The 17187-nt window shown below is 72.7% G+C and carries 14 protein-coding genes and 1 tRNA gene; 12 read left to right on the top strand and 3 right to left on the bottom strand.

Annotated elements, in window-relative coordinates; all coding sequences use genetic code 11:
* The first annotated feature begins 182 nt into the window (after positions 1 to 182).
* Both ABS52_07325 and ABS52_07330 read left to right on the top strand, forming a co-directional pair.
* On the top strand, positions 183 to 2396 hold the full coding sequence (locus tag ABS52_07325; protein ODT03892.1) for a hypothetical protein: 2214 nt from the start codon (positions 183 to 185) through the stop codon (positions 2394 to 2396).
* A 151-nt stretch (positions 2397 to 2547) separates the two neighbouring features.
* Positions 2548 to 4353 (top strand): hypothetical protein, encoded by a 1806-nt coding sequence (locus ABS52_07330; GenBank protein ID ODT03937.1) that lies wholly within the window; start codon positions 2548 to 2550, stop codon positions 4351 to 4353.
* Positions 4354 to 4413: 60 nt separating this feature from the next.
* Here ABS52_07330 and ABS52_07335 read toward each other — a convergent pair whose 3' ends face one another.
* Positions 4414 to 5475, bottom strand: coding sequence for a hypothetical protein (locus ABS52_07335; protein ODT03893.1), 1062 nt, complete (start codon positions 5473 to 5475; stop codon positions 4414 to 4416).
* Positions 5476 to 5687: 212 nt separating this feature from the next.
* Here ABS52_07335 and ABS52_07340 point away from each other — a divergent pair, with 212 nt between their 5' ends.
* The 3 genes from ABS52_07340 (at position 5688) to ABS52_07350 (ending at position 9397) form a co-directional block, all read left to right on the top strand.
* A complete protein-coding gene (locus ABS52_07340) occupies positions 5688 to 6389 on the top strand; it encodes a hypothetical protein (protein ID ODT03894.1) in 702 nt (233 codons plus the stop codon).
* Positions 6390 to 6489: 100 nt separating this feature from the next.
* Positions 6490 to 7053, top strand: a complete 564-nt coding sequence (locus ABS52_07345) for a hypothetical protein (GenBank protein ID ODT03895.1) — start codon at positions 6490 to 6492, stop codon at positions 7051 to 7053.
* Between the two features lie 205 nt (positions 7054 to 7258).
* On the top strand, positions 7259 to 9397 hold the full coding sequence (locus tag ABS52_07350) for a peptidase S9 (GenBank protein ODT03938.1): 2139 nt from the start codon (positions 7259 to 7261) through the stop codon (positions 9395 to 9397).
* A 45-nt stretch (positions 9398 to 9442) separates the two neighbouring features.
* Here the strand turns inward: ABS52_07350 and ABS52_07355 are convergent, their stop codons facing one another.
* Positions 9443 to 10102, bottom strand: coding sequence for a hypothetical protein (locus tag ABS52_07355; protein ID ODT03896.1), 660 nt, complete (start codon positions 10100 to 10102; stop codon positions 9443 to 9445).
* Positions 10103 to 10347: 245 nt separating this feature from the next.
* Here ABS52_07355 and ABS52_07360 point away from each other — a divergent pair, with 245 nt between their 5' ends.
* Together ABS52_07360 and ABS52_07365 are read left to right on the top strand one after the other, a co-directional pair.
* Positions 10348 to 10902 (top strand): peptide-methionine (S)-S-oxide reductase, encoded by a 555-nt coding sequence (locus ABS52_07360; protein ID ODT03897.1) that lies wholly within the window; start codon positions 10348 to 10350, stop codon positions 10900 to 10902.
* Positions 10903 to 11162: 260 nt separating this feature from the next.
* Positions 11163 to 11235, top strand: a tRNA-Asn gene (locus ABS52_07365).
* A 53-nt stretch (positions 11236 to 11288) separates the two neighbouring features.
* Here ABS52_07365 and ABS52_07370 read toward each other — a convergent pair.
* Complete coding sequence (locus tag ABS52_07370; protein ID ODT03898.1) at positions 11289 to 12725, bottom strand: hypothetical protein; 1437 nt, start codon at positions 12723 to 12725, stop codon at positions 11289 to 11291.
* A gap of 283 nt (positions 12726 to 13008) precedes the next feature.
* On the opposite strand from ABS52_07370, the gene ABS52_07375 reads away from it, so the two are divergent.
* The 5 genes from ABS52_07375 to ABS52_07395 all read left to right on the top strand — a co-directional run bounded on the left by ABS52_07375 (position 13009) and on the right by ABS52_07395 (position 17183).
* Positions 13009 to 13386 (top strand): transcriptional repressor, encoded by a 378-nt coding sequence (locus ABS52_07375; GenBank protein ODT03899.1) that lies wholly within the window; start codon positions 13009 to 13011, stop codon positions 13384 to 13386.
* Positions 13365 to 14156 (top strand): hypothetical protein, encoded by a 792-nt coding sequence (locus ABS52_07380; GenBank protein ID ODT03900.1) that lies wholly within the window; start codon positions 13365 to 13367, stop codon positions 14154 to 14156. The genes ABS52_07375 and ABS52_07380 overlap by 22 nt, the downstream gene beginning before the upstream one ends.
* A 116-nt stretch (positions 14157 to 14272) precedes the next feature.
* The gene (locus tag ABS52_07385; GenBank protein ODT03901.1) at positions 14273 to 15193 is read left to right on the top strand and encodes a hypothetical protein; all 921 of its coding nucleotides are present in this window, start codon (positions 14273 to 14275) and stop codon (positions 15191 to 15193) included.
* Positions 15194 to 15210: 17 nt separating this feature from the next.
* A complete protein-coding gene (locus tag ABS52_07390) occupies positions 15211 to 15717 on the top strand; it encodes a phosphohistidine phosphatase SixA (GenBank protein ODT03902.1) in 507 nt (168 codons plus the stop codon).
* A gap of 1013 nt (positions 15718 to 16730) precedes the next feature.
* Positions 16731 to 17183, top strand: a complete 453-nt coding sequence (locus ABS52_07395) for a hypothetical protein (protein ODT03939.1) — start codon at positions 16731 to 16733, stop codon at positions 17181 to 17183.
* Positions 17184 to 17187 lie beyond the last annotated feature (4 nt).

Raw genomic sequence — 17187 nt, forward strand, 5'->3', positions numbered from 1 at the left:
GGCGCGGTATCGCGCGCCGCAGCGGAGGCGTCCCGAACGCAGGGCGAGACGCGGGGCGAGACGCGGGGCGAGGCGAACCTTAGCGTTTCCCAATATCCTCGAGTTCCACCGCCGCCGGTAGCATTCACGAGCGGGGGGACGGGGGAGGGGCCCCGATCCGTCAGCCACACCGTCCAGGGTCCATGCCTCGTCCATTCGTCGTCTCCGCCGTTGCCATCCTCGTCCTCGCGATGCCCTGGTCGGCCCGTCGGGCACTCGCGCAGCAAGGGACGGCGATCCTCACCGTGCGCGTCACCGGCGACGGGGTCCCGCTGGAGAACGCCGTGGTGCGCGCGGGGCCGCGCGGCGCTGCGGCGCGTGGCGCGGCGACCAACCCGGCAGGGTTGGCGCGCCTCACCCTCCCCGCCGGCATGGTGACCGTTCGCGTGACGTTGCTCGGCTACCGGCCCGACTCGACGCTCCTGACGCTCGTGGCGGGACGCGACACGTCGATCTCGTTTGCCCTCGCGCCGGCCGCCGAAGAGTTGCAGGGGGTGGTCGTGACCTCGGCGCGCGGGGCCAAGCGCATCGAGCGCGAGCCGACCCGCATCGAGGTCCTGGGGGGTGACGACGTCGCCGAGAAGACCGAGATGCGCCCCAACGACCTGCGCGGCTTCCTTTCGGAGATGGCCGGGATCCGGGTGCAGCAGACGTCGGCGGGGAGCGGTGCGACGGCGGTGCGCATGCAGGGGCTGCGGCCGCGCTACACGTTGCTCCTGGCGGATGGCCTCCCCCTGTATGGCGGGACGAGCGGGGGAGGGCTGGACCTCCTGCAACTCCCCCCGGCCGACCTTCGCCAGATCGAGGTCATCAAGGGGCCGGCCTCGGCGCTGTATGGTGCGTCGGCCCTGGGGGGGACCATCAACCTCGTCTCCAAGCGTCCGGGGCACGAGGGCGACCTCCTCGTCCAGGCCACCAGCCGGGACGGGAGCAATGCGCTCGGGTGGTTCTCGCGTCGCGTGAACGATCGGTTCGGGGTGACCGCAGTGGCTGGAGCGCACACCCAGGCGCGCACCGACGTCGATGGCGACGGATGGGCCGACCTCCCGGGATATCGTCGCGTGGAAGCGCGCCCCCGCCTCTTCCGCGAAGGGAAAGATGGGAGTTCGCTCTTCGTGACGGTCGGCGCGACGGCGGAGGATCGCGAGGGAGGGTTCGTCACCGGCCAGCGCGCCCCCGACGGGACCGCGTACGGAGAGTCGGCCGACACCCGCCGAGGCGATGCCGGCGCGGTGGCGCAGCGGCTCATCGGGTCGCGCACGTTGTTGCAGCTGAGGGGGGCCGCGAATGTCGACCGCAAGGCCCGCACGTTCGGCACGGAGCCCGAGCACGTGCTGCGCTCGACGGCCTTCGGGGAGCTGTCGCTCTCCTCGAACCTCGGGCGCCACGACGTGGTGGCGGGGGGGGCCGTGCAGCGCGACGCGGCGCAGGTCGACGAGCGCGGCTCCCTCGACTTCACCTTCGTGACCACGTCCGTGTTCGCGCAGGACACCTGGCACCTGGCGACCCCGCTGGCCCTGACGGCCAGCGCCCGCGCCGATCACCACTCGCGTTATGGGACGCAGCTCTCGCCGCGCGCGTCGCTCCTCTACTCGTTCGGCGGCAGCTGGTCGCTGCGGGCCTCCGCCACGCGAGGGTACTACGCGCCCACCCCCTTCGTGGAGGAGACCGACGCCGTCGGTGTCCGTGGCGTGCGCGGCTTCGATGCCCTGCGCGCGGAGTCGGCGACCTACGGTTCGGTGGACCTCAACGGCCGGGTGCAGGCGGTCGAGCTCAATGCCACGATCTTCGCGTCGCGCGTGCGGCACCCGGTGGTGGCGACGCCGGGAGCAGGGGCGATCGGGCTGGCGAATGCGACGGCGAACGCGACGTCGCGCGGCATCGAGACGTACGCTGTCTACGACCTGGCCCCGATCTTCCTCACGGCCCTGTATACCTACACCGACGCGCGCGAGCCGCAGCTGGCGACCGGGGCATCGCGCCGGGAGGCGCCGTACGCGCCACGTCACACCTGGGGGGTCGACGCGACGTGGGAGGACCCGGCGCGCGGGACGTGGGTCGCGCTGGAGGGCTTCTACACGGGGCGTCAGGCGCTCGAGGACAACCCTTACCGCGCGGAGGGGCGTCCGTATGTCGCGGTCGGCTTCCTCGCCACGCAGCGTGTGGGACGCTACAAGCTCTTCTTCAACGTCGAGAACCTGACCGACCGCCGCCTGGGGAGGTGGGATCCGGTCGTCCTCCCGTCGCGTGCGGCTGACGGACGTTGGGCCGTGGCACCGTGGGCCCCGACCGAGGGGCGGATTCTCTCGGCCGGCGTCCGCATCTCCACCCGCCCCGCGGGCGACGGACGCGACTGACGGGCGGGGCGCGGATGCGCTCGCCGCCCGGTCCCGCCGCCCCGGTGGCGGGGCGATTTGACGCCCGGACGGGAGTGGTGCACGTTGCCGCGGCCCGATCTCACACCGAGGACCCGTCATGCGGCTCTTTCACCCCGCGCGCGTGGGAGCGATTCCGCGCAGCATGCGCAGCGTGCGCAGCACGCGCGCCCTGCGCGCGCGCGCCATCTCCGCCACGTTCGGCCTGCTCGGCGCGCTCACCGCGTTCCTCGCCGCCGCCGCGACGCCGGCCAGGGCGCAGCCGCTGGCGCGCCTCCGCGTCGTCGTCTCGCTCCCGGCGACGATCCCCGGCGGCATCCCCGCGGGGGCGGCCGGGCTCGACGGCCGACTGCTCGTCGTCTTCTCGGCGGATTCCAGCGCCGAGCCGCGCTTCCAGGTGGGGTACGGCGCCAATACCCAGCCGGCCTTCGCCGTCGACGTCACCGGCTGGAAGCCCGGGGAAACCCGCACCATCGACGCCGCCGCCTTCGGCTTCCCGCTCGCGTCGTTAGGCGCACTCCCGCGCGGGAGCTACCGCGTGCAGGCCATCCTCAACCGCTACGAGACGTTCAGGCGGAGCGACGGGAAGGTGGTCTCGCTCCCGCCCGACCAGGGGGAGGGACAACGCTGGAACGCCAAGCCCGGGAACCTGTTCTCGGTCCCGCGCACCGTCGCGGTCGACCCGGCGCGCGGCGAGGCGTTGCGCCTCGTGATCGACCAGGTCATCCCGCCCATCCCGCCCTTCCAGGAGACCCGGTACGTCAAGCACGTCCGCATCCGTAGCGAGCGCCTGTCGCGCTTCTGGGGGCGCGACATGTACCTCGCCGCCTTCGTCACCCTCCCCGACGGGTTCGAGTCGCACCCCGACGCGCGCTACCCGCTGGTCATCAACCACGGACACTTCTCCACGGTCCCCGACAACTGGCGCGAGGTCCCGCCCGACCCCAACCTCGCACCGGACTACAGCGAGCGCTTCTCGCTCGTCGGCTACAACCGCATCCAGCAGGACTACTCCTACCAGTTCTTCAAGGAGTGGACCGGCCCCGGCTTCCCCCGCGTCCTCCTGGTCCAGCTCCAGCACGCCACCCCGTTCTACGACGATTCCTACGCCGTCAACTCCGCCAACAACGGGCCCTATGGCGATGCCATCCAGTACGAGCTGATCCCCGAGATCGAACGTCGCTTCCGCGGCATCGGCCAGGGGTGGGCGCGCTTCGTCTTCGGCGGCTCGACCGGCGGCTGGGAGTCGATGGCCGTGCAGATGTTCTATCCCGACGAGTACAACGGCGCCTGGATCGCCTGCCCCGATCCCATCGACTTCCGGCACTACACCGTCGTCAACATCTACAGCGACACCAACGCCTACTACATCGGCTCGCGCTGGAAGCGCACCCCGCGCCCCGGTCACCGCAACTGGCTGGGGCACGTGGATGCGACGCTCGAGGAGATGAATCGCTACGAGTACTTGTTAGGCACCAGGGGGCGCTCGGGCGACCAGTGGGACGTGTGGGAGAGCGTCTACTCCCCCGTGGGCGACGATGGGTACCCCCGCCGCATCTGGGATCGCCTGACGGGGAAGATCGACCCCGTGACCGCGGCGTACTGGAAGGAGCACTACGACCTCTCGCACATCCTCCAGCGCGACTGGGCCACCCTGGGCCCCAAGCTCCGCGGCAAGCTCCGCCTGTATGTGGGCGACATGGACAACTACTACCTCAACAACGCCGTCTACGAGGTGGAGAGCTTCCTGCGGACGAAACCGGAGGCCGAGGCGGTGGTGGACTACGGCGACCGCGACGAGCATTGCTGGAACGGGGACCACGCGCGCGCCAACGCCTACTCGCGCCTGCGCTACCCGCAGATGGTCCTCCCGTGGGCCGTGGAACGCATGCTGCGGACGGCGCCGCCCGGCGCCGACGTGCGCAGCTGGCGGTACTAGTCGCCGTCACGCAAGCGGTCGATGGATGCTGGCCGGCGCCGGGGGCCGGCGCGCCATCGACTACGTGTGAGATGGCGCGTGGTATCCGCGCTCCGCGCGCGCCTTGATGCCAAGCAGCATCCCCCGTTCCATGATGAAGTGCGCCGGTTCGAACAGGTAGAAGCCCAGCGGGGCGAGGGGGATGGCCCGTACCGAAGGCATCCCCGTGCCTCGCGTGTGGACGCGGAGGCGCGACGTGGTGCTGTCGGTCGGCTCCACCACGAACACCCCCCAGTGCTCCAGCACCATCACCCGCGGCGGGTCCCAACGGGTGATGCGCCACCCCAGGTCGCGTCCGAAGCGCCCCCCCAGGAAGCCGGGCGGCGCACCGCGTACCAGGTCGCCCACCGCGCGTTCCTGCCACGCGGAGACGAGTGAGTCGGTGTCCCGCACCGGGATGCCTAACGCGCGCTCGAGCCAGCCGTAGCTGTAGAAGCCGGCGCGATCCACCCCGATCTGCGCGACCCACGGCCAGACGCGCTCCGCGGGCGCGCGCACGGTCACCGCGTGGTCGGCGCGATAGCGCATCGCTCCCGCCCCGGCGAGCCGCGTGACCGGGGACGCGCGCTCGGCCGCCGTCGTCCCCCACGCCTGGTACCACGGGCGCAGGACGATCAGCAGCGCCGTGTACCCGAGTAGCGCCCACCCCAGGCGCGTCCCCACGCGCTCGCGCAGGCTCGGCACCTCGGGAACGACCGGATGGCCGCCGGTGGTGAGCGTCGGGGTGCGGATCTCGGGGTGGGCACGGCGCGCCCACCATCGCACCAGCCCGCAGAAGGCGAGCCCGATCATGAGGCCGATGAGCGACCAGGCCGCGACTCCCGCCAGCCGCAACAACGCCGCCGAGGCGAGCGTTGCCGCCAGCGTCACCCCTTCGGCGCGTCGGCGCAGGCGCTCCATGCCGAAGATCGCGAGCGCCGCCGCCATGAAGCCCGGCATGGCCACCAGCCAGAGCGGCGTCACCAGCCACGCTGGCGCACGTCCGGCCGCCCAGATCCCCGCCCCCGCGTGGGCGAGTCCATGCAGCAGGAGGAGGAGGGCGAGGAAGAAGGGGCGCATGTGACGCTCCAGCGTGGCGACCATCGCCCGCGCTGTCAATGCACCGGTGCCGAGTCGGCGCGTCGCGCGCGCCAGCCGCGTCATCGTCCCCCGGGTGCGGCCCCTGCTTCCCTTAACATCGGGGCGGGCTCGGCATCAAACCGGGTGTGAGGGATTACAACCCGTCGGCGCAGCGGTAGGGGCGCGCGACTGTCTCAGGAGGGACCATGCTTCGCACTACTCGATACCTGGCCGCCGTGTCGGCGGCGTTGACCGTTCTGGCCACGACGTCCGTCGCCGCGCAGGCCACCGACACCACGCGTCAGGACACGGCGCGCCGCCCGATGCTGCGCGACGGAGCCCGCATGAACCGTGGCGTCGCCCCGCGCCCGGGCGACCGGGCCGGCCGTTCCCCGGGGGCGATGCGCGTCCAGGGGCCAGGCCGCGGGGCGGGGCGTGGCTTTGAACAGGGGGCTCCCGGCATGAGGGCGGGAATGCGGCGCGGTGGCGCCCGCATGGCCCTCCTCCGCGGGATCACGCTCTCCCCCGATCAGGAGAAGGCACTGCGGAGCTCCCGCGCCCGTCACCTCGTCGCCGCCAAGCCCCTCATCGTCGAGATGACGTCGGCGCGCGCCGACGTGCAGCTGGCGCGCATCAACGGCGACCAGAAGGCGCTCGACGCTGCCACCGCCCGGCTGCAGGCCGCCCGCACGAGGCTGGATTCCCTGCGCTCGCAGCGCTCTCCGGTGTCGGAGCTGCGCGCCGTGCTGACGCCGGACCAGCAGAAGCTCCTCGACCGGAACGTGTCGGAGATGCGCGACGGGCGAGCGCAGCGCGGTGGCGTCGCCCCTCGTGACGGGATGGGGCCACGCGGCTTCCGTGACGACGCGCGCCCCGGCCGCCGCCCGCGCGCGCCGCTCCCCCCGCGCCCGGAGGGCGAGGAGCCGGCCGCGCGGTAACCTCTTCGCGAACGGTTGACGCCATCGCGGCAGCGATCGAGGGGCCATCCGCCTGTGCGGGTGGCCCCTCGGGCGTCTCGTCCCCCGTTATCCTTCGGCCATGGAGAATCAGTACTCCGGCTGGCGCCGTTGGCTGTCGCCGTGGAACCTCGCGACGATCGCGATCCTCCTGTGGCTCGCGCCGCGCCTCCTCCCGCACCTGGGGGCGGTGGTCGGGGTCGAGTCCGGGGGAAGGCGATCGCCGTCGTACGAGGTCGCCACGCTCACCGGCGAAGCGCTGTCGCCCGCCGAGCTGCGCGGGAAGGTCGTGCTCGTCAACTTCTGGGCGACGTGGTGCGGTCCCTGCCGCATGGAAATGCCGGCGCTGCAAGCGATGTACGAGCGCCACCGCGGCGAGGGGCTCGTCCTGCTTGGGCTGAGCGTCGACCGCGGGGGCGAGCAGGTCGTGCGCGACTACGTGCGCGAGCGCGGGGTGACGTATCCGGTCGCCATCGTCGGTCCCACCGTGGAGGCGGCCTTCGGCGGGGTGCGCGGCTATCCGACGTCGTTCCTGCTGGACCGTGGCGGCGTGGTGCGCCACGAGGTCATCGGACCGCTCGCCCCCGCCACGCTCGAGCTGGCGGTGCGCCGCCTGCTGGACGAGCCGGCGCCTAACGCGCGCTGACGGGGGCGACCGCGGGGAGGCGCCCGCTCGCGGTGCCGGGGCATCGCGGGGGTGATGGCGCCGGCGTGCCCGCGGCGCACCCTGGGGGGCGGTGCCGGCGGGCCCCGGCTTCCGCAACGCCGGGCGCGCCTGCACCGTATCCGAACGGTCGTCATTCTCTCCAGCCAGGGGGATCTGCATGCGTCACCTCGTCCTCGCGTGCGCCATCGCTGCGCTCCCGCTCGGCGCCGCGCCGCTCGCCGCCCAGCGTCCCGCCGCTGCAGCTGGCGGCTTCACGCTCGACCAGGTGACGAGCTACCCCTTTCCCGGCGAGCTGGGGGCCGCGGCGCAGGCCGATCGCATCGCCTGGACGCTCAACGAGTCGGGGGTGCGCAACGTGTACGTGGCCGAGGGGCCGGCGTACACGCCGCGTCGCCTCACCAACTACACGCAGGACGACGGGCAGGAGCTGACGTCGGTCCAGCTCTCTCCCGACGGCCGGTACGTGGTGTACGTCCGCGGCGGTGACCATGGCTCCAACTTCGACGACGCCCTGCCCGTGAACCCGCTGGCGATGCCCTCGCCGGTGACCGTGCAGCTCTGGAGCATCCCGTTCGAGGGCGGGGAGCCGAAGTCGTTAGGCGAGGGGGATGCCCCCGTGGTCTCGCCCCGCTCCGACGTGGTGGCCTTCGAGCGGCAGAGCCAGCTCTGGGTGGTCCCGCTCGACGGCTCGGCGCCCGCGCGGCGCCTCTTCACGGCGCGGGGAAACAACGGCTCCCCCACCTGGTCCCCCGACGGCAGCCGGCTGGCCTTCGTCTCGGGGCGTGGCGACCACGCGTTCATCGGCATCTACAACGGTCCCGACACGCCGATCACCTACGTCGCGCCGTCGACCAACCGCGACGGCTCGCCCCGCTGGTCGCCCGACGGGACGCGGCTGGTCTTCGTGCGGCGGCCGGGGGCCGGTGGCCCGGCGCAGAACGTCCTGGAGCAACGTCCCACGGAGTGGGCCTTGTGGACCGCCGATGCGGGCACCGGCCAGGGGCGCGTGCTCTGGACGTCGCCGAAGACGCTGCGCGGCTCCGTCCCCAACACCCACGGTGGGGTGAACCTGCACTGGGCGGCGGGGGGGCGCATCGTCTTCGCCTCGTACATGGACGGGTGGCCGCACCTGTACTCGATCGCCGAGGGGGGCGGGGCGCCGCTGCTGCTCACCCCGGGCGACTTCATGGTCGAGCACGTCCGGCTTGCCCCTGACGGACGGACGCTGGTGTTCTCGGCCAACACCGGTCCCTCGGGCGACGACCTGCACCGGCGGCACGTGGTCACCGTCCCCGTGGACCGGGCCGCGCCGCGCGTGCTGACCCCGGGGAGCGGGGTGGAGTGGACCCCGGTCCTGCTGCGCGACGGGGCGACGGTCGCCTTCCTCGGCGCCACCGCCCAGCGTCCCCCCATTCCGATGCTGGTGCCGCTGGGTGGCGGCCGGGCGCGCGCGCTTCCCGGCGACCGCATTCCCGCCGACTTCCCGGCGGCGCGGCTGGTGACCCCCAGGGCCGTCAGCTACAACGCCGAGGATGGCGTCGTGGTCCACGCCACCCTGTTCGACGCCGGGGGCGCGAGCGGGAAACGCCGCCCGGCCATCGTCTACGTGCACGGCGGCCCGCCGCGGCAGATGCTGCTGGGATGGCACTACTCCGACTACTACACCAACGCCTACGCGATGAACCAGTACCTCGCCTCGCAGGGGTACGTGGTCCTCTCGATCAACTACCGGCTGGGCATCGGGTACGGCTACGAGTTCCACCAGCCCCCCAACGCCGGGGCGCGGGGGGCCAGCGAGTACCTCGACGTGAAGGCGGCGGCGCTGTACCTGCGCACCCTCCCGCAGGTGGACCCGGCGAAGGTCGGGATCTACGGCGGCTCGTACGGCGGTTACCTGACCGCGCTCGCGTTAGGCAGGAACTCCGACCTCTTCGCGGCCGGGGTCGACATCCACGGCGTCCACAACATGGCGGCCCCGACCTCGGGGGCGGGGGCCGCGCTTGCCGCCGCGACGGCGGGGGCCACGCGCTTCGAACCCACCGATCGCGATCGGGCCGCCGAGGTGGCGTGGCAGTCCTCTCCCGTCTCGAGCGTCGGCACGTGGACCTCGCCCGTCCTCCTCATCCATGGCGACGACGACCGCAACGTCCGCTTCTCGCAGACCGTCGACCTCGTGCAGCGCCTGGCGGCGAAGGGGGTGGACTACGAGGAGATCGTGATCGTCGACGACACGCACCACTGGATGCGCCACGCCAACCAGCGGCGCGTCAACGCGGCCATCGCGTCCTACTTCGACCGCAAGCTGAAGGGGGCGGCGCCGTAGCGCCGCGCCATAGCGTCGCGCCATAGCGTCGACGTGGCGTCGCCGTCAGCGCCCGCCCTTGCCGCCGTATGCCTTGAGGACGGCGTCCATCCCCTTCACGAACAGGTCGGTGGGGAGCGCTCCGGGGACCACTTCGCCGTTGATGAAGAAGGTCGGCGTCCCGCGCACGTACATCGATTGCGCGAGGGCGTTGTTGCGGCGCAGCTGCTCCTTCACGCCTGGCCCCTTCACGCACCGCTCGTAGCGCGCGGCGTCGAGCCTGATGCGGGCGGCGTACGTCGCCATCTGGCGACGTACGTCCGCAGCCTTCATCCACTCCGTGCGCTTGTCGTACAGGATGTCGTGCATGGGGAAGAACTTCCCCTGTTCCGCCGCGCAGATCGCCGCCTCGGCCGCCTCCGTCGAGTGCGGGAAGCTCCCGATCGTGAAGGGGACGAACTTCCAGTACACGCGCCCCCGGTCGACGTAGAGCGAGTCGAAGACCGGGAGCGTCTCGCGCCAGAACTTCTCGCAGTAGCGGCAGCCGAAGTCGGCGAACTCGACGACCCAGACGTCGGCCGCCGGATTGCCGCGCGGATAGCCCACGCCGTCGAGGGCGACCGTCTTGTCGCCCAGCTTCACCAGCATGCGCTGGATCATCTGCGCCCCGGCGGGGGCGGCGCTGGCCGCCAGGGCGATCAGGAGGGCGGTCGCAAGGGCGCCCAAGTGGGCGCCGAACCGCGCGCCCGCGCGGGCGTGCGGCCGGGGGAGGAGGTACCAGGCCGGCCGGCGAGCGGCCCGGCCGCGTGGGGTCGAAGTCATGGCCGAAAGCTAAGGGGGGCACCCTCCCGCTCCCATGCCTCGCGCGCCGGGCCGGGCCGTGCGACTCCCGCCCTCGTGAGGGAACCGTAATCCGGGAGCAATCGCGCGCGTTTCGGTATTCTTCCATCAGACGACCCGAGCGACGGAGGATGAGGGTGACGCACGCGACCCGGAAGGCGACGTTAGGCGGTGGCTGTTTCTGGTGCCTGGAGGCCGTGTACCAGGAGGTGGACGGCGTGACCGCGATCGCCCCCGGCTATGCCGGGGGGCACGTTCCCAACCCCACCTACGAGCAGGTGTGCGGCAAGGAGACCGGGCACGCCGAGGTCGTGCAGCTCACCTACGACCCCGCGCGCGTGTCGTACCGCACCCTCCTGGAGGTCTTCTTCGCCATCCACGATCCCACCACGCCCAACCGCCAGGGCGACGACATCGGACCGCAGTACCGCTCCGTGATCTTCACGCACGACGACGAGCAGGCGGCGGTGGCGCGCGAGATCGTCCGGGAGCTGACCGACGAGCAGGTCTTCGATGCCCCGATCCTGACCGGGGTGGAGTCGCTCCCCGTGTTCTACCCGGCAGAGGACTATCACCGGAACTACTATCGGCAGCACACCACGCAGCCCTACTGCGCCTTCGTGATCGCCCCCAAGCTCGCCAAGTTCCGCAAGCACTTCGCGCCGCGGATGGCGGAGGGGGCGTGAGGGTGGGTGCGCGGCGAAGCGGGTGCGCGGATGGGCGCGTTCGGGCGCGTGGGTGCGCTTCGCGCCGCCGCGTGACGACGCCGATCCGCGGCTGAAGAAAATCTCATCCAGGTGCGCCACGCGGGGAGCCGGTGCCCGCGCGTTACGGGCGGGCTGCCGCGTGGTGCGCCCGCGCGGCGCCGAGTTGATTTTCCCCTGCGTTCGGGGCCATCTTTCGCCTCCCGCCGCCGGCGCCGTTCGTGACGCGGGCGAGGGACGATTGGGGTGTAGCTTAGTTGGCAGAGCGCCTGACTGTTAATCAGGAGGTCGCTGGTTCGAATCCAGCCGCCCCAGTGCCATGGACATCGAGACGCCCGCGCGCCCATCCGGCCCGCGGGCGTTTCTCGTCAGCGCACCCCTCCTTGCGCCTGGCGAGGGGGGGCGGCGCCGGCCACCGCCACCGGCCGCGCGATTTGCAGCTGCAACGACCCGCCGGCGTCGGCCCGGGCCAGCAGCGCGTCGCGCGTGGCCCGCACCCCCACGTTCTCCACCCGGTCCAGCGTCGCGGCGAGCGCCACCCCCTCCGCCAGGTCACGGTTCATCCCCTTCACGGCCAGCTGCCGCAGCCGGTCCAGCTGGCCGTGCACCGGGAAGCGCGCATTCTGTCGCAGGAGCTCCCGCAACCGGTCGTCACTCAGGAAGGCGAACCCCTTCACCAGGAGCGACGACGTGTGCAGGTCGTAGTCGAGGTCGGGGATCAGCAGCTGGTCCGCCGCGTTGTCGTAGCGCGGCGTCCCGGTGAGGTACACCAGCCCGCGCGCCGCCCCGTCGAAGCGCACGCCTAACGCGACACGCCCGCCCCCGATCCCCGCCAGCGAGACGTCGCGGATGCGGATGGCCCGGGTGCCGCGCGCGAAGGTGCGCCCCACCAGCGCCTTGCGCAGCAGGTCGGTGGCCACGTCGTAGCCGAAGCGCGCCTCGAGCGAGACCCGCAGCCCGCGTCCCTCGAGGGGGCCGGTCACCAGCGGGGGGAGCGGCGTGAAGAGGGCGAAGTCGTTCGGACGGTTCCCCGTCACGATCCGCGGCGCCGCCTCGAGCCGCACGTGCGCCACCGCGAAGCCCGAGTCGACCGTCACCCGCCCCAATTGCACTCGGCGGGGGCGGATGGTGAGGTAGATCGAGTCGCCCAACCGGATGGGGCGCGAGATGTCGCGCCACCAGTGCTCGAATCGCGCACGCGTGTTGACCCCCGCCAGCGCCTGGTCCAGCGTCCGCACCTGGCGCTCCAGCACGTCGCGCGTGGCTCGCATCACCCGGTCGGTCACGTCGATGCGGAAGATGGTGACGGCGCACTTGTCGCGCCCGATCGCGCTGTAGGGCTCCACCCGCGTCACCCGCGTACGTGCCTCCAGCGACCACGTCTCCAACAGGTGGATCGTCGTCTGCAGCCGCACCCGCGCCCTCGGCTTCTCGACGTCCCCCGTCCCGCAGGCCGCGCTGACCTCGGGACCGATCGGCGGCTTGTACCACCCGCGCCCCTCGTATTCCACCACGCTGCCGATCGTCACCCGCGACGAGTCCACCGTGATGGTGAACGGCGACCGCCGCGCGGCGTATGCCACGTGGACGCGCCGGTTGCTCGCCACGGGGAGGCGCTGCTCGATGTCGCCGAAGCTCCTCGGCACCGCACGCTCCAGTGCCGAGAGCGCCGGGGCGAGCTCGTAGCGCACTTGGGACTCCACCACCGATGCCGGCAGGGGCTGGCTCCCCTCGTCGATGTCCTCCACCACGTCCGGCGGCGGCGGCGCGATCTCCGTCCCCCGGTCGCACGCAAGCAGCGCCACGCAGAGACATGCCATCCTGGCGCGACGCCCGCGCACACATCCGCGCGCGCCTCCGCGCACGCATTCGCGCACGGATCTTCGCGCATGGGCGAGCGCTCGGACGCGCGCAGACCAGCCGGTCACGACGTCGGCGGACTGTCTCATATGCCCTGCAGCGGAGAGTGGGGGAGGCGAAGGCTCACCCATACTACGGTACGGTCGCCGCCCGCCCTGTCGAGCCCCGCAGGAGGGGATGATTCTTCCACCCTCGCGGAGAGTTGAGAATCCATTATCATTATGGACGATGGCCTCCGAACGGAACACGCGCCAGCGCGCGGCAGTGCGACGCGCCCTCGAGGCGCATGGCATGCCGATGCGCGCCCAGGAGGTCCGGGACGCCGCCGCCCGCGACGTCCCGGCGATCGGGCTCGCCACGGTCTATCGCGCCCTCCGGTCGCTGATCGAAGCGGGAGAGGTGGTCACTGTCGAGCTCCCGGGCGATACGCCGCGCTACGAGCTCGCCCACGCGCATCACCACCATCACTTCCGCTGCCGCGTGTGTGAGCGCGTCTTCGAGGTTGAGGGGTGCCCGGGTGACCTGGCGGCGCTTGCCCCGATGGGCTTCTCGGTCGACGGGCACGAGGTGGTGCTGTACGGGCGGTGCGTGGGGTGCGTGGCATGATCGGCAGCCCCACCATCTGGCTCACCAGCCTCGTGGCCGTCGGCGTCGCCAGTGCCATCCCGCTGGCGGCCACCTGGTGGCTCGCCTCGCGCCCGGCGACGACCGCCACCTGGATTCCGCGCCTCATCTTCATCGCCGCCGGGGCGCTCCTCGGCGCGGCGCTCTTCCACCTGGTCCCCGAGGCGCTGGCGGACGACTCCCCGGTGCGGGTGGTCGCCCTGGTCGCCCTCGGCGTCGTCGCGCTCGCGCTCATGGAGCGCGCGATCCACGCCCTCGAGCGCCCGGTGGCCGGCGCCCCGCTCGACGTGCACGATCCGCACGGGCACCCGAGCCACCTGATGCCGCTCGGGATCGCCAGTGACGCGTTGCACAACACGATCGACGGGGCGCTCGTCGCCACCGCCTTCATCGCCGATCCGTCGTTAGGAGTCTTCGCCGGATTGGCGATCGCGCTGCACGAGCTCCCGCGCGAGCTGGGCACCTTTGCCCTCTGCGTGGACGGGGGGATGTCGCCGCGCCGCGCGATCCTGGTGAACGCCGCCACCGGGGTGCTCGCCCTCCTCGGGGCGGTCTCGGCCCTCCTCATCGGGGCCGACGCCGAGCGGTTCGGGACCTTCCTGGTCCCCTTCGCGGCCGGGAACTTCCTGTATCTTTCGGCGGCCATCCTCGTGTCCCGGCGCGGCAACGGCGCGCCGGGGCGGGGGAAGTGGAACTACGCCTTCGCGCTGGGCGGGCTGCTCCTGACGGCGCTCCTGGCCGGTGGGCATTGACCCGATTGACCGCGCCGGGTTGCGGCGCGAGACTGCCGTCGCGCGCCTGGCCCTGGCGTGCGTTCACTCCTTCCGACTCCTCGTCCATGCCTGTTCGCGCGCCTCGCGCCGCCCTCGTGGTCGTTGCCGCCCTGGCCGGCGCCTGTGCCCGCCCGCCGGCGCCTAACGTGGCCCCTGCCCCCGTTTCCGAGAGCCGGTTCTACGCCTCGGCCGCCCGGCGCGACGTCTCGTTCGAGGCGATGCTGCGCGCGGCCGCCCGGGCCGACGTCGTCTTCTTCGGCGAGCAGCACGACGACCCGGCGACGCACCGCGCCGAGCTCGCCGTTCTCGCCGGGCTGGGGAATGGGGGGCGCCCGGTCGTGCTCTCCCTCGAGATGTTCGAGCGGGACGTCCAGGCCATCCTCGACGACTACCTGGCGGGGCGGATCTCCGAAGCGGACTTCCTGGCCCGGTCGCGCCCGTGGGAGCGGTACACGACCGACTACCGGGCCCTCGTGGAGCTGGCGCGCGCGCGCGGGTGGCCGGTGGTGGCGTCGAACGTCCCGCGCCGCATCGCCAGTGCCGTCAGCCGCAAGGGGCTGGCCGTCCTCGACACCCTGGCCGCCGGCGAGCGCGCCTTCGCCGCGCGCGAGAACCTGTGCCCGCATGACGCGTACTACGCGCGCTTCGCCGAGACCATGAAGGGGCACGGCGCCGGCGGTGGGCCGCCGAATGCCGCCGACTCGGCGGCGATGCACGCCATGACCGACCGCTTCTACGAGGCGCAGTGCGTGAAGGACGAGGCGATGGCGGAGTCGATCGTGGCGGCGCGCGCGCGGCATCCGGGCGCGGTCGTCCTCCATGTCGATGGCGCCTTCCACAGCGACTTCGGTCTCGGGACGGCGGCGCGTGTCTCCCGGCGGGATCCCGGGGCCCGGACGGTGGTGCTGACGGCGATCCCGGTCGACGACCCGGCGACGGCGTCGCCGGCCGAGCATGCCGGGCGCGCCGACTTCGTGATCGTGACGCGCAAGCCGCCGGCGGCGCCCAAGCCGTAACGCAACGGAGAGCGACCATGCAACTGCTCGTCATCCGACACGCCATCGCCGAGGAGCGCGAGGCGCACGCGGCCGCCGGTGGCCACGACGACGACCGCCCGCTGACGCCGTTCGGGAAGCGGCGCATGCGGCGCAACGCCAAGGGGCTGCGCCACGCGGCCACGCACATCGAGGTCCTGGCCTCGAGCCCGCTGGTGCGCGCGCAGCAGACGGCGCGCATCGTGGCCGACGAGTATCGCATTCCCGACGTGGAGGTGGTCGAGGCGCTGCGCCCCGACCACCACCCGCGCGAGCTGCTCGCCTGGCTGTCCAGGCAGCCGGCAGATGCAACGGTCGCCGTGGTCGGGCACGACCCGCACGTGTCGTCGCTGGTGCTGTGGTCCCTTGCCGGGAGCGACGAGCCGGTGGTGGTCTTCAAGAAGGGCGGGGTGGCGCTCCTCGAGTTCGATCGCAAGCCGGCGGCGGGGAAGGCGAGGCTGCACTGGCTCCTGACCCCGGCGCAGCTGCGCGACCTGGCAGGGTAGCCGCGGTGGCGTCCTTTCCCGACGAGCTGCTGGACGAGCACGAGGGGCGGGCGGTGCGCCTGGTGGCGCTGGCCCTCCTCGACGATGCAGCGGCGCAGCGCGAGCGCCTCTCGCCGCCCGACGACCCCGAGGCCCTGCACGACTTCCGGGTGGCGATCCGGCGCCTGCGCAGCTGGCTGCGCACCCAGGGCGACGTCCTCGGTGATTCGTCCCCTCGACGGGCGCAGAAGTGGTTGCGCCGGCTGGCGCGCGCCACCAACGAGAGCCGCGACGCCGAGGTGCTGGCCGGGTGGCTGGAGGGGGAGCGGACCAAGCTGACGTCGCGCCAGCGGGTGGGGGCGGTCTGGCTCCTGCAGCGCCTGGCGCAGCGGAAGGCGGCGGCCGATGTCGAGGTCCTGGCCGAGGTGTCGCGCGACTTCGAGCGGGCCCGCGAGCTGCTCGAGGCGCGGCTTCCGCGCTACCGCCTGCGCATGCACGTGCACGACGGGGCGCAGGTGACCCGCTTCGCCGGGTCCATGGCGGCGACGCTGCGCGCGCAGCTGTCGACGCTGCGGCGCCGGCTCGAGCTCGTGCGGGCCCCGCACGACGTGGAGGCCGCCCACCGGGCGCGCATCGCCGGGAAGCGGCTCCGGTACCAGCTGGAGCCGATCGTCCCGCACGTGGAGGGGGGGAAGGAGACCCTCGAGCGCCTCAAGGCGCTGCAGGACGCGTTAGGCGACTTCCACGATGCGCACGCCTGGCAGCAGGTGATGGCCAGCGCCCTGGAGCGGGCCGCGCGCGAGGAGACGGCGGCGCTCGTGGCGCCGCCGCCCGCCGTGGCGGGCTCGCCGGTGGTTCCTCCGCGCAAGCGGAGCCCGCGTCCCGGCGTCGTTGCGATGATCGGCCACGTGCAGGAGCGTGCCCTCGAGGCCTTCCGGGTGGTGGAGCGCGACTTTGCCGGCGCGGCGCTGGATCCGCTGGTCGCGGGGGTGGAAGCAATCGCCGACGCCCTCGACGCCCGCGCGAGGAGCGGTGTGGAGATCGAGCGGAAGTACCTGCTGGACGCCCTCCCCGAAGTCCTCCCCGGGGCGCGGGTCAAGGAGATCGCGCAGGGATACCTGCCGGGCACCCGGCTGGTGGAGCGGGTCCGCCGCGTGCGCGACGAGGGAGAGGAGCGCTACTTCCGCACGATCAAGGTGGGGAGCGGCGTGGCCCGCACCGAGGTCGAGGAGGAGTGCGGGGCCCTGACCTTCGAGGCGCTCTGGCCGCTGACCGAGGGGCGGCGCGTGACCAAGCGCCGCCACGTGGTGAGCGACGGCGCGCTGCAGTGGGAGATCGACGAGTTCACCGACCGCGACCTGGTGCTGGCCGAGGTCGAGTTGCCGTCGGCCGAGGTGGTCCCCGACCTCCCCTCGTGGCTGGCGCCCGCGGTGGTGCGGGAGGTGACGGGGGAGGCGGCGTACGTCAACGCGAACCTCGCCGGCTGACGCG

The sequence above is a fragment of the Gemmatimonadetes bacterium SCN 70-22 genome (assembly GCA_001724275.1).
Taxonomy (GTDB): Bacteria; Gemmatimonadota; Gemmatimonadetes; order Gemmatimonadales; family Gemmatimonadaceae; genus SCN-70-22.